Genomic DNA, 12,276 nt, shown 5'->3' with positions numbered 1-12,276 from the left:
GTTACTTTCGCCTGGGCCGGCTTCCGGATTTTCGAAAGTGACCCGCCGTCAGGGCGGAACCATAAGCCGCCGTTACCGCAGCAACGGATATGTACCCAGTCAACAAAACCCAGGCCGGCTGTCAGGCCGCCTCGCGAGCAAGCTTTGCTCCCACAGGTAAGCGGCCAAATACAGTCGCCCGCAATACACACAAAAACCGCCTAGCTAAACACGCCAAGACACTTTGGTTGCACCGCTCTACCTCACGGGTTTCAAGAGGTAATACCTGCCCCAACCCGGTGCGCAGACGCCTTGCCGACGCACCGGCAAGGAGCACCATTGCAGCGAAAAACGCCCACGCAAACGATCAAATGCGTCAGAAGTTACACAGATGCGACATTAAGGTACGTCCGTGCCACTGTTTCAGGCTTGTAACGGCTCTGGATCTTGCATTGGGTATGGGGCCTGCATAAGTATCCGCAGGTCGACTCACGAGGTCGCCCTCAAATCCAAAAATGACAACAAATCATGAGGCCAACATGCTTAAACAAGCGGTCATTCCGTTTTTAGTCAGCGCAGGCTTATTAGCCAGCGCACCTTTCGCCCATGCGGCGACTAACCTGGTGTTCTGCTCCGAAGGGAGCCCGGCCGGTTTTGACCCTGGTCAGTACACCACCGGAACCGACTTCGACGCCTCTGCAGAAACCATGTTCAACCGCCTGACCCAGTTCGAACGCGGCGGCACCGCTGTGATTCCTGGCCTGGCAACCAAGTGGGACATTTCCGAAGACGGCCTCACCTACACCTTCCACCTGCGTGAAGGCGTCAAGTTCCACACCACCCCGTATTTCAAGCCGACACGTGAATTCAACGCCGACGACGTGCTGTTCACCTTCAATCGTATGATCAGCAAGGATGACCCGTTCCGTAAGGCCTATCCGACCGAATTCCCGTACTTCACCGACATGGGGATGGACACCAACATCACCCAGATCGATAAAGTCGACGACCACACCGTCAAGTTCACCCTCAAGGATGTTGACGCCGCGTTCATCCAGAACATGGCCATGAGCTTCGCCTCGATCCAGTCCGCCGAGTACGCGGCTCAACTGCTCAAGGAAGGCAGGGCTTCCGACATCAACCAGAAACCGGTCGGCACCGGCCCGTTCGTGTTCAAGAGCTACCAGAAAGACTCCAACATCCGCTACACCGGGAACAAGGACTACTGGAAGCCTGAAGACGTGAAGATCGACAACCTGATCTTCGCCATCACCACCGACCCGTCGGTACGTATCCAGAAGCTGAAGAAGAACGAGTGCCAGATCACCCTCTTCCCACGCCCCGCCGACCTCAAGGCGCTGAAGGAAGACAAGGCACTGAAGATGCCTGACCAGGCGGGTTTCAACCTGGGCTACATCGCTTACAACGTGATGGACAAGATCAAGGGCAGCAACGAGCCGAACATTCTGGCTGACCTGAAAGTTCGCCAGGCGCTGGACATGTCGGTCAACAAGCCACAGATCATCGATTCGGTCTACCAGGGCGCTGGCCAACTGGCGGTCAACGCCATGCCGCCAACCCAATGGTCCTACGACACCACCATCAAGGACGCCAAGTACGACCCTGAGAAAGCCAAGGCGCTGCTCAAGGAAGCCGGCGTCAAGGAAGGCACCAACCTCACTCTGTGGGCGATGCCGGTGCAGCGTCCGTACAACCCGAACGCCAAGCTGATGGCTGAAATGCTGCAGTCCGACTGGAAGAAGATCGGCCTGAACGTCAACATCGTCAGCTACGAATGGGGCGAGTACATCAAGCGTTCCAAGGGTGGCGAGAACCAGGCGATGATCATTGGCTGGAGCGGTGACAACGGTGACCCGGACAACTGGCTCAACGTGCTGTTCGGCTGCGACTCCCTGGCCGGCAACAACTTCTCCAAATGGTGCGACAAGAAATTTGACGACACCGTCAAGCAAGCCAAGCGCACCACCGACCAGGCCAAGCGCACCGAACTGTACAAACAGGCGCAACACATCCTCAAAGATGCTGTGCCAATGACACCTGTCGCTCACTCGACGGTGTATCAACCCATGCGCAACAACGTGCAGGACTTCAAGATCAGCCCGTTTGGCTTGAACTCCTTCTACGGCGTCAGCGTCAGCAAATAAAGGTAGGCAACGGCGGCGTTTCTGACGGCGCCGTTGCTTTATCTGCCGAGACCAAGACTCAGGAAAACGCCTACATCCAAAAGCACTGCGTACCACAGCAGTTGGTTTAGGACGTATCGCCTTTTCCCACAAGTCTTTCAGGCGTTACGCATTTACTGCCTGGCCCGCGGCCCATACCGTCGGGAGCCAGGTCGATCTGCTGGCCCTGCGGCATCGCTGTTTGCAATGGATTGAACTCAGTGCCCGGACATGTCCTGCAAGGGCGCCGGTCACTGTTAAACACCCCATAGAGAGAGGGAGCGCCATGCGCCATACCTTGGTTTTATCCGCATTGCTGGGCACCGGCCTGCTGGCCGCCACCTCCATGGCCCAGGCCGCCAGCGGCAGCCTGGTGTTCTGTTCCGAAGGCAGCCCCGCCGGTTTCGACACTGCGCAATACACCACCGCCACTGACAACGATGCCGCCGAACCGCTGTACAACCGCCTGGCCGAATTCGAAAAAGGCGCGACCAACGTCGTACCTGGCCTGGCGACTAGCTGGGACATTTCCGAAGACGGCCTGAAATACACCTTTCACCTGCGTGAAGGGGTGAAGTTTCATACCACCGATTACTTCACGTCGACCCGGGATTTCAACGCCGACGACGTGCTGTTCACCTTCAACCGCATGCTTGACCCGCAGCAGCCCTTCCGCAAGGCCTACCCGACCGAGTTTCCGTACTTCAACGGCATGAGCCTGAACAAGAACATCGCCAAGGTCGAGGCCACCGGGCCGTTGACCGTGGTCATGACGCTCAACAGCGTGGACGCCGCGTTCATCCAGAACATCGCCATGAGCTTCGCCGCGATCCTGTCGGCCGAATACGCCGATCAGTTGCTCAAGACCGGCAAGCCCAGCGACATCAACCAGAAGCCGATCGGCACCGGGCCGTTCGAGTTCAAGAGCTACCAGAAAGACTCCAACATCCGCTACGTCGCCAACCAGCAGTACTGGGCGCCGGAACGGGTCAAGCTGAAAAACCTGATTTTCTCCATCAACACCGATGCCTCGGTACGGGTGCAGAAACTCAAGGCCAACGAATGCCAGGTCACCCTGCACCCGCGTCCGGCCGATGTGCCGGCCTTGAAAAACGACCCGAAACTGCAACTGATCGAGAAACCGGGTTTCAACCTCGGCTACATCGCCTATAACACCCGTCACAAACCGTTCGACCAGGTCGAAGTGCGCCGGGCGCTGGACATGGCGGTGAACAAGCAGAGCATCCTCAACGCCGTGTACCAGGGTGCGGGGCAACTGGCGGTCAACGCCATGCCGCCGACCCAGTGGTCCTACGACGACACGATCAAGGACACCCCCTACAACCCGGAAAAAGCCAAGGAGCTGCTCAAGGCTGCCGGGGTCAAGGAAGGCACCGAAATCACACTTTGGGCCATGCCGGTACAACGCCCGTACAACCCCAACGCCAAGCTGATGGCCGAAATGCTTCAGGCCGACTGGGCGAAGATCGGTCTGAAGGTGAAGATCGTCAGCTACGAATGGGGCGAGTACATCAAGCGCACCAAGAACGGCGAGCACGATGTCAGCCTGATCGGCTGGACCGGTGACAACGGGGACCCGGACAACTGGCTGGGCACGCTGTACAGCTGCGATGCCATTGGCGGCAACAACTACTCCATGTGGTGTGATCAGGAATACGACAAGCTGATCAAGCAGGCCAAGGTCGTCACCGATCGCGACCAGCGCACCGTGCTCTACAAACAGGCCCAGCAGTTGCTCAAGCAGCAAGTGCCGATCACCCCTGTCGCCCATTCGACGGTCAACCAGCCGCTGAGCGTCAAAGTCGAAGGGTTCAAGGTAAGCCCCTTCGGTCGCAGCGTGTTCTCGGGCGTCAGCCTGAACCCATAACCGATTAGCCATACCGCGGGGCCCCATTTGGGGCCCTCACGCAGACGTCTTGCCGAAATTCACCGTTCAGGCGCAGTGCAAACGTTTGCGAAGCCAAGATGAGTTGCAAAAACCGATAGCCGTATCACTAAAAAAGACCGGCATTAAAAAGAAAGAAAAAGGAGCTTTACCCATGAAACTCAGCAGCACCGCGTTACTGGCCTTGGCCATCAGCAGCGTGACCGCCACGGCGTACGCAGAATCGCAGAGCCAGGCGTTCAATCCGGTGACCGTCAAGACCACCAGCGCTCAATCCGAAGCCACCGGTTTCGTAGAAGGACAGTCGGTCAGTGGCAGCACTCGCAACTGGTATTCCAACGAATTGAAACGCCGCGGCGGCGCCTTCAGCTACACGCGCGACGGCGTTGAACGCAGCGATTCGCGCCGGACCAACTGGGTTCAGGGCACCATCCTGAACTACACCTCCGGCTTCACCCAGGGCACCGTTGGCTTCAGCACCGAAGTCGCCGCCTACAACGCTATCGCGTTGCTCGGTGATCACGATGACATCATGGGCGGTTCCAACCGGACCCTGGCGCACTCCGACGGCGACGCCGTCGACCAGTGGAGCAAACTGGGCCTGGCGAACGTCAAGGCGCGGGTTTCCAACACCACGCTGACCGCCGGTCGTCAAAACTTCAGCAGCCCGATGGTCGATGTCATCGGCAACCGGGCCCTGCCTTCGAGCTTCCAGGGTGTGAGCCTGCACAGCGAAGAACTGGAAAACCTGGCATTCGACGTCGCGACCTTCGACCGTAACTCTCCCCGCACCGAGCAAAGCCTCGCCAAGTTCCGCTCCGAATACGGCAGCTCCTCGGCCGAGGCCGATCATGTAAATACCGCCGGTATCTCTTACCAGCCGTTCGCCAGCCTCACTACCAGCCTGTGGGGCACCCAGGCCGAAGACCTGTGGAACCAATACTACTTCGGCGCCAGCCACGTATTGGGCGACAGCTCGGTGCTGAGCCTGACCACCGGCCTGAACTACTACAGGACTGTGGATTCGGGCAAAAGCAAACTGGGTGATATCGACAACAATACCTACTCCCTGTCGTTTGGCCTGACGCACCAGGCCCACAGCCTGACGTTCTCGTATCAGGAAGTGGACGGTAACGAGTACTTCGACTACCTGCACGAAACCAACGGCATCTACCTGGCCAACTCCCTGTTGTCGGACTTCAACGGCCCGAACGAGAAATCCTTCCAGATCGCCTATGGCCTGAACATGGCTGAATACGGCGTGCCAGGCCTGAAATTCAACATCTATCAGGCTCGCGGCTGGGGCATCGATGGTACGCATTACAAGGGCACCGGCTACAGCGACTTGACCCAGATGGATGGCGAAACTCACTACGAATACGGTGTTGGCGCCTCCTACGCCGTGCAAAGTGGCCCACTCAAGGCCACCGCGATTCGCGCCACCTACACCACACATCGCGCCAGCGAAAACCAAGCCGACGGCAGCCTCAACGAGTTCCGCCTGGTCACCACCATCCCGTTCAACATTCTCTAAACCCTCCACCGAACGGCCGACTCACAAGGTCGGTCGTTCGGTTTTTGCCATTGAACCGATTGCAGAGGATTGCCGATGAACATGAATCCCCTACGCGCAGCCATCGCCGCTGCGTTGCTGAGTGTCGCCGTAGGCGCCACGGCCAAACCCCTGGTGGTTTGCACAGAAGCCAGCCCGGAAGGCTTCGACATGGTCCAGTACACGACTGCAGTCACTGCCGATGCCGTGGCAGAAACCATCTTCAATCGCCTGGCTGACTTCAAGCCCGGCACCACCGAAGTGATTCCGGCCCTGGCCGAATCCTGGGACATCAGTGACGACGGCCTGACGTACACGTTTCATCTGCGCAAAGGCGTCAAGTTCCACACCACCGATTATTTCAAGCCGACCCGCGACATGAATGCCGACGACGTGGTCTGGAGTTTCCAGCGCCAGCTGGACCCGAATCATCCATGGCACAAGCTGTCGAGCGTAGGCTTCCCCTACTTTGAAAGCATGGGCTTCAAAGAGCTGCTCAAAAGCGTCGAGAAAGTCGACGAGCACACCGTCAAGTTCAGCCTGACCCGTCGCGAAGCGCCGTTTCTGGCGGACGTCGCCATGGCCTTTTCCTCGATCTACCCGGCCGAATACGCCGACCAGTTGCTCAAGGCAAACAAGACCGGCGACCTCAACAGCAAGCCGATCGGCACCGGACCGTTCATTTTCCAGCGCTATAACAAGGATGCCCAGGTTCGTTTCAAGGCCAACCCGGATTACTTCCGTGGCAAGCCACCGGCTGATGCGCTGATCCTGGCCATCGCCACCGACAACAACGTGCGCATGCAAAAGCTCAAGACCAACGAGTGCCAGATTGCGCTGTACCCCAAACCCGACGATATTCCGAGCATCAAAAAAGATCCCAACCTGAAGGTCGCCGAACTGGACGCGATGACTGTCTCCTACACCGCCCTGAACACCAGCCACAAATACATGAGCGATGTGCGGGTGCGCAAAGCCATCGACCTGGCCTTCGATAAGGAAGCCTACGTCAACGCGCTGTTCGGCAAGGGCAACGCCACCGTGGCGGTCAACCCGTACCCACCAACGCTGCTGGGCTTCAATCATGATTTGAAAAATCCGCCTCGGGACCTGGACAAGGCCCGTCAACTGCTCAAGGAAGCCGGCGTACCGGAAGGCACCGTGTTCACCCTGTTCACCCGTAACGGCGGCGGCCCGACCAACCCTAACCCGATGCTCGGCGCGCAGATGATGCAGGCGGACCTGGCAAAAGTCGGGATCAAGGTCGACATCCGCGTGATGGAATGGGGCGAAATGCTCAAGCGCGCCAAGAACGGCGAGCACGACATGGTTTCCGCCGGATGGGCGGGCGATAACGGCGACCCGGATAACTTCCTGACGCCTATGCTCAGTTGCGAAGCGGCCAAGAACGGCGAAAACTACGCGCGCTGGTGCAACGAGAAATTCCAGGCGCTGATCGACCAGGCCCGCGCCACAGTGAACCCAGAGGAGCGCACCAAGCTCTATGAACAGGCCCAGGTGCTTTTCAACCAGGACCAACCGTGGATCAGCATGGCCCACACCCGAATGTTTACCGCAATGCGCAAGAACGTAGAGGGCTATGTGATTAGCCCGCTTACGACCAATAACTTCGCCACCACCCAGGTGAAGTAGATAAGAAAACGCCCGGCAACTCTTATCCAGGAGCTGTCGGGCACGCCTAACCGGCTGATGAGGTACACCTTAAGATGTTTAGTTTTATTGCCCGCCGACTGGGATTATTGATCCCCACGTTTTTCGGCATCACCTTGCTGACTTTCGCGTTGATTCGCATGATCCCCGGCGACCCCGTGGAAGTGATGATGGGCGAACGTCGGGTCGATCCCGAAATGCACGCTCAGGCAATGGAACGCCTTGGCCTGAACAAACCGCTGTATGCCCAGTACCTGGACTACATCGGCAAACTGGCCCAGGGCGATCTCGGCGAATCGCTGCGTACCCGTGAAAGCGTCTGGACCGAGTTCAGTTCCCTGTTTCCCGCGACCCTGGAACTGTCCCTGGCCGCCCTGTTGTTCGCCGGTATCCTGGGCCTTTTGGCCGGGGTGATCGCGGCACTCAAGCGAGGATCCCTGTTCGACCATGGGGTGATGGGCATCTCCCTGGCGGGGTATTCGATGCCGATCTTCTGGTGGGGCCTGATCCTGATCATGTTCTTCTCGGTGTCCCTGGGCTGGACGCCGGTGTCGGGGCGCATCGACCTGTTGTACGACATCGAGCCGAAAACCGGCTTCATGCTGATCGACACCCTGCTGGCCGATGAGCCAGGCGCGTTCCTCGACGCCCTGCACCACCTGATCCTGCCGGCCATCGTGCTGGGTACTATTCCGCTGGCGGTGATCGCCCGCATGACCCGTTCCTCGATGCTTGAAGTGCTGCGCGAAGACTACATCCGCACCGCGCGCGCCAAGGGCCTGTCGCCGTCGCGAGTGGTATTCGTGCATGGCCTGCGCAACGCGCTGATCCCGGTGCTGACCGTGGTCGGCCTGCAAGTCGGCACACTGCTGGCCGGTGCGGTCCTGACCGAAACGATCTTCTCCTGGCCGGGCATCGGCAAGTGGCTGATCGAAGCCATCGGCGCCCGGGACTATCCCGTGGTGCAGAACGGCATCCTGTTAATCGCCTGCCTGGTGATTCTGGTCAACTTCGTCGTGGACGTGCTCTACGGCTTTGCCAACCCACGTATCCGTCACCAGCGCTGAGATCAAAACCATGAGTACTCCAACTACCTCGGTAGCAGTCGATCAAAGCCTGCTGTACCCGTCCCCGTACAAAGAATTCTGGCATGCGTTCTCCCGCAACAAGGGCGCCGTGGCCGGGCTGATGTTCATGACCCTGATCGTGTTCTGCGCGCTCTTCGCCCCGTGGGTCGCCCCCCATGACCCAAGCGAGCAGTACCGCGACTTCCTGCTGACGCCGCCGGTGTGGCTTGAAGGCGGGCAAATCCAGTTCCTGCTGGGCACCGACGAACTGGGGCGCGACTTGCTGTCGCGACTGATCCAGGGTTCGCGCCTATCGCTGCTGATCGGTTTGTCGTCGGTGGTGATGTCGCTGATTCCGGGCATTCTGCTGGGGCTGTTCGCCGGGTTCTTCCCGCGTCTGCTCGGCCCGACCATCATGCGTTTGATGGACATCATGCTGGCCCTGCCCTCGCTGCTGCTGGCCGTGGCGATTGTCGCCATCCTCGGCCCTGGCCTGATCAACACCGTGATCGCCATCGCCATCGTGTCGCTGCCGTCCTACGTGCGCCTGACCCGCGCCGCGGTGATGGGCGAGCTCAACCGTGACTACGTGACCGCCGCCCGCCTGGCCGGTGCCGGCCTGCCGCGCCTGATGTTCATCACCGTGCTGCCCAACTGCATGGCGCCGCTGATCGTGCAGGCGACCTTGAGCTTTTCCTCGGCGATCCTCGACGCCGCCGCCCTGGGCTTCCTCGGCCTGGGCGTGCAGCCGCCAACCCCGGAGTGGGGCACCATGCTGGCCTCGGCCCGGGACTACATCGAACGCGCCTGGTGGGTGGTGAGTCTGCCTGGCTTGACCATTTTGCTCAGCGTGCTGGCAATCAACCTGATGGGCGACGGTTTGCGCGATGCGCTGGACCCGAAACTCAAGAATGCCGCCTGAGGAGATTCCCATGTCACTGCTAGAAATCAAGAATCTCAACGTTCGCTTCGGCGACGCCACCGCCGTGCCGGTGGTCGACGGTCTGGACCTGACCGTGGAAAAAGGTGAAGTACTGGCCATCGTCGGTGAATCGGGCTCGGGTAAATCCGTGACCATGATGGCGCTGATGGGCCTGATCGAGCACCCGGGCATCGTCACCGCCGACGCGCTGAACTTCGACGGCAAGAACATGCTCAAGCTGAGCAACCGCCAGCGTCGGCAGATCGTCGGCAAGGATCTGGCGATGGTCTTCCAGGACCCGATGACCGCGCTCAACCCCAGCTACACAGTGGGTTTCCAGATCGAAGAAGTGCTGCGCCTGCACCTGAAGATGTCCGGCAAGGCCGCCCGCCAGCGCGCCATCGAACTGCTGGAGAAAGTCGAAATCCCGGGCGCCGCCAGCCGCATGAACGCCTACCCGCACCAACTGTCCGGCGGCATGAGCCAGCGTGTGGCGATTGCCATGGCCATTGCCGGCGAGCCGAAACTGTTGATCGCCGACGAACCGACCACCGCCCTCGACGTGACCATTCAGGCGCAGATCATGGACCTGCTGCTGGCCCTGCAAAAAGAGCAGGACATGGGCCTGGTATTAATCACCCATGACCTGGCCGTGGTGGCTGAAACCGCCCAGCGCGTGTGCGTGATGTACGCCGGCCAAGCGGTGGAAGTGGGCAAGGTCCCGGAGCTATTCGACATCCCGGCCCACCCGTACAGCGAAGCGCTGCTGGCGGCGATTCCGGAACACAGCATGGGCGCCGAGCGCCTGGCGACGCTGCCGGGTATCGTCCCCGGTCGCTACGACCGTCCGCAGGGCTGCCTGCTCTCGCCGCGCTGCCCGTATGTGCAGGACAACTGCCGTCAGCAGCGCCCCAACCTTGACCCGAAAGCCGCCAGCCTCGCCCGCTGCTTCTATCCGTTGAACCAGGAGGTGGCGTGATGGCCGTCGTACTTACCGCCCGTGACCTGACCCGTCATTACGAAGTGTCCCGTGGCATGTTCAAGGGCCATGCGACCGTGCGCGCCCTCAACGGCGTGTCGTTCGAACTGGAAGCTGGCAAGACCCTGGCCGTGGTGGGCGAATCCGGTTGCGGCAAGTCCACCCTTGCTCGGGCCCTGACGCTGATCGAGGAACCGTCCACCGGCTCCCTGAAAATCGCCGGCCAGGAAGTGGCCGGCGCGAACAAGGCCGAACGCAAGCAGTTGCGCAAAGACGTGCAGATGGTGTTCCAGAGCCCGTATGCGTCCCTCAACCCACGACAGAAAGTCGGTGATCAACTGGCCGAGCCGTTGCTCATCAACACCAGCCTGTCGGCCACCGAGCGGCGGGAAAAAGTCCAGGCGATGATGAAGCAGGTGGGCCTGCGTCCCGAGCATTACCAGCGCTACCCGCACATGTTCTCCGGCGGCCAGCGCCAGCGTATCGCCCTGGCCCGCGCGATGATGCTGCAACCCAAGGTGCTGGTGGCGGACGAACCGACATCGGCGCTGGACGTGTCGATCCAGGCCCAGGTGCTGAACCTGTTCATGGACCTGCAGCAGGAATTCAACACCGCCTATGTGTTCATTTCCCACAACCTGGCGGTGGTGCAACACGTGGCCGACGATGTGATGGTGATGTACCTCGGCCGTCCGGTGGAAATGGGCCCTAACGAGTCCATCTACAGCCGTCCGCTGCATCCGTACACCCAGGCACTGCTCTCGGCCACACCGACCATCCACCCAGACCCGAACAAGCCGAAGATCAAAATCGTCGGCGAACTGCCCAACCCGCTCGACCCACCGTCCGGCTGCGCCTTCCATAAGCGTTGCCCGTATGCGACCGAGCGGTGCCAGACTGAAGAGCCGACCCTGCGCTTGCTGGATAACCGGCAGGTGGCGTGTCACTACGCCGAGCAGTTTCTCGACGGCGCGGCGTAAACCAAAAGGCAATACAGCACTTGTGGCGAGGGAGCTTGCTCCCGCTGGACTGCGCAGCAGTCCTGAAAAACAGGGCCGCTTCGCGCCCCAGCGGGAGCAAGCTCCCTCGCCACGGGTAATGCATCTGCGAACATGAAAAAACCCTGCTGCCCGGTCAAATATATGATCGGGCAGTAGGGGTTTTCTTTGTCTGAACCCTACGTCTGGCTATCACCATCATCGGCATCAGGGTCATCAATCGTCGAGTCGTCATCATCCTGATCGCCGGGTTGCTGTTCTTCATTGGCGGCGAGCATCCATTCGCCCTGCGCCACTTGCCCGTTCGCCGCTTGTTTTTCATGCTCATCGCATTCGGCCCAGGCCGCTGACGAACCGAGGGACAGCATCAGCAAAACCTTCAGCAAAATCATCGCGCGTAGAAATGTGTTCATAGCCGATTCCTTTTTTCTCTGGTTAAAGCCCAAGCCTGACGACGTTCAGGAAACGCTGCTTCTGAACGGTCGGTTCCTCAGATAAGACGCCCATGCGCAGGCAGAAATGCCGTCCGCTGACAGAATGGTTTCGCATAACGTTTATCCCGAACGGTTATGAACTGAGTTTGCTTACCAACCCTCCCCAGAAACCTTGTGGGAGCAAGGCTTGCCCGCGATGGCGAAGGCACATTCAACACCCCCGCAAGCTGACCCACCGCTATCGCGAGCAAGCTTTGCTCCCACAGAGGAATCTGGGTCGAACACAATTTTTTGCCCGCAGAAGTTCCAGTGTGGAAGCGAGCCTGCTCGCGATGGCGGTGGGTCAGCAACATTGGGACCGACTGACACTCCGCTATCGGGAGCAAGCTTTGCTCCCACAGAAGAATCTGGGCCGAACACAATTTTTTGCCCGCTGAAGTTCCAGTGTGGAAGCGAGCCTGCTCGCGATGGCGGTAGGTCAGCAGCATTGGGACCGACTGACACTCCGCTATCGCGAGCAAGCTTTGCTCCCACAGACGGATCTGTGCCAAACACAATTTTTTTTGCCCACTGAAGTTCCAGTGT

General features: G+C 59.6%; 10 protein-coding genes. 8 read left to right on the top strand and 2 right to left on the bottom strand.

Annotated elements, in window-relative coordinates; all coding sequences use genetic code 11:
* Positions 1–518: 518 nt before the first annotated feature.
* The 8 genes from MA884_RS26825 to MA884_RS26790 all read left to right on the top strand — a co-directional run bounded on the left by MA884_RS26825 (position 519) and on the right by MA884_RS26790 (position 11,239).
* Positions 519–2,144, top strand: a complete 1,626-nt coding sequence (locus MA884_RS26825) for an ABC transporter substrate-binding protein (RefSeq protein WP_256233328.1) — start codon at positions 519–521, stop codon at positions 2,142–2,144.
* A gap of 304 nt (positions 2,145–2,448) precedes the next feature.
* Positions 2,449–4,050, top strand: coding sequence for an ABC transporter substrate-binding protein (locus MA884_RS26820; protein WP_256233327.1), 1,602 nt, complete (start codon positions 2,449–2,451; stop codon positions 4,048–4,050).
* A 172-nt stretch (positions 4,051–4,222) separates the two neighbouring features.
* Positions 4,223–5,602 (top strand): OprD family porin, encoded by a 1,380-nt coding sequence (locus MA884_RS26815; protein ID WP_256233326.1) that lies wholly within the window; start codon positions 4,223–4,225, stop codon positions 5,600–5,602.
* A 75-nt stretch (positions 5,603–5,677) separates the two neighbouring features.
* Positions 5,678–7,273 carry an ABC transporter substrate-binding protein gene (locus MA884_RS26810; protein ID WP_256233325.1) on the top strand — a complete coding sequence of 532 codons (1,596 nt, stop codon included), beginning with the start codon at positions 5,678–5,680 and terminating at the stop codon, positions 7,271–7,273.
* 74 nt (positions 7,274–7,347) lie between these two features.
* Positions 7,348–8,358, top strand: a complete 1,011-nt coding sequence (locus MA884_RS26805) for an ABC transporter permease subunit (RefSeq protein WP_092394196.1) — start codon at positions 7,348–7,350, stop codon at positions 8,356–8,358.
* A gap of 10 nt (positions 8,359–8,368) precedes the next feature.
* Complete coding sequence (locus tag MA884_RS26800) at positions 8,369–9,280, top strand: ABC transporter permease subunit (protein ID WP_256233324.1); 912 nt, start codon at positions 8,369–8,371, stop codon at positions 9,278–9,280.
* A gap of 10 nt (positions 9,281–9,290) precedes the next feature.
* Entirely contained in the window at positions 9,291–10,259 is a 969-nt protein-coding gene (locus tag MA884_RS26795; protein ID WP_256233323.1) for an ABC transporter ATP-binding protein, read from the top strand.
* Positions 10,259–11,239 carry a peptide ABC transporter ATP-binding protein gene (locus MA884_RS26790; RefSeq protein WP_256233322.1) on the top strand — a complete coding sequence of 327 codons (981 nt, stop codon included), beginning with the start codon at positions 10,259–10,261 and terminating at the stop codon, positions 11,237–11,239. Before MA884_RS26795 ends, MA884_RS26790 begins: the two co-directional genes overlap by 1 nt.
* Positions 11,240–11,436: 197 nt before the next feature.
* Here MA884_RS26790 and MA884_RS26785 read toward each other — a convergent pair whose 3' ends face one another.
* The gene (locus MA884_RS26785) at positions 11,437–11,670 is read right to left on the bottom strand and encodes a hypothetical protein (protein ID WP_256233321.1); all 234 of its coding nucleotides are present in this window, start codon (positions 11,668–11,670) and stop codon (positions 11,437–11,439) included.
* A gap of 77 nt (positions 11,671–11,747) precedes the next feature.
* The coding region (locus MA884_RS26780; protein WP_256233320.1) for a hypothetical protein at positions 11,748–12,276 on the bottom strand (529 nt) is incomplete at its 5' end.

This window comes from Pseudomonas sp. Q11, assembly GCF_024494355.1.
GTDB classification, from domain to species: domain Bacteria; phylum Pseudomonadota; class Gammaproteobacteria; order Pseudomonadales; family Pseudomonadaceae; genus Aquipseudomonas; species Aquipseudomonas hefeiensis.
The sequence above is the reverse complement of the archived record's forward strand: the minus strand, read 5'-3'. Positions and strand labels throughout refer to the sequence as shown.

Bases quoted from the DNA above. Each gene is read 5' to 3' on its own strand.
- MA884_RS26825 (WP_256233328.1), top strand. From the start codon at position 519: ATGCTTAAACAAGCGGTCATTCCGTTTTTAGTCAGCGCAGGCTTATTA.
- MA884_RS26820 (WP_256233327.1), top strand. From the start codon at position 2,449: ATGCGCCATACCTTGGTTTTATCCGCATTGCTGGGCACCGGCCTGCTG.
- MA884_RS26815 (WP_256233326.1), top strand. From the start codon at position 4,223: ATGAAACTCAGCAGCACCGCGTTACTGGCCTTGGCCATCAGCAGCGTG.
- MA884_RS26810 (WP_256233325.1), top strand. From the start codon at position 5,678: ATGAACATGAATCCCCTACGCGCAGCCATCGCCGCTGCGTTGCTGAGT.
- MA884_RS26805 (WP_092394196.1), top strand. From the start codon at position 7,348: ATGTTTAGTTTTATTGCCCGCCGACTGGGATTATTGATCCCCACGTTT.
- MA884_RS26800 (WP_256233324.1), top strand. From the start codon at position 8,369: ATGAGTACTCCAACTACCTCGGTAGCAGTCGATCAAAGCCTGCTGTAC.
- MA884_RS26795 (WP_256233323.1), top strand. From the start codon at position 9,291: ATGTCACTGCTAGAAATCAAGAATCTCAACGTTCGCTTCGGCGACGCC.
- MA884_RS26790 (WP_256233322.1), top strand. From the start codon at position 10,259: ATGGCCGTCGTACTTACCGCCCGTGACCTGACCCGTCATTACGAAGTG.
- MA884_RS26785 (WP_256233321.1), bottom strand. From the start codon at position 11,670: ATGAACACATTTCTACGCGCGATGATTTTGCTGAAGGTTTTGCTGATG.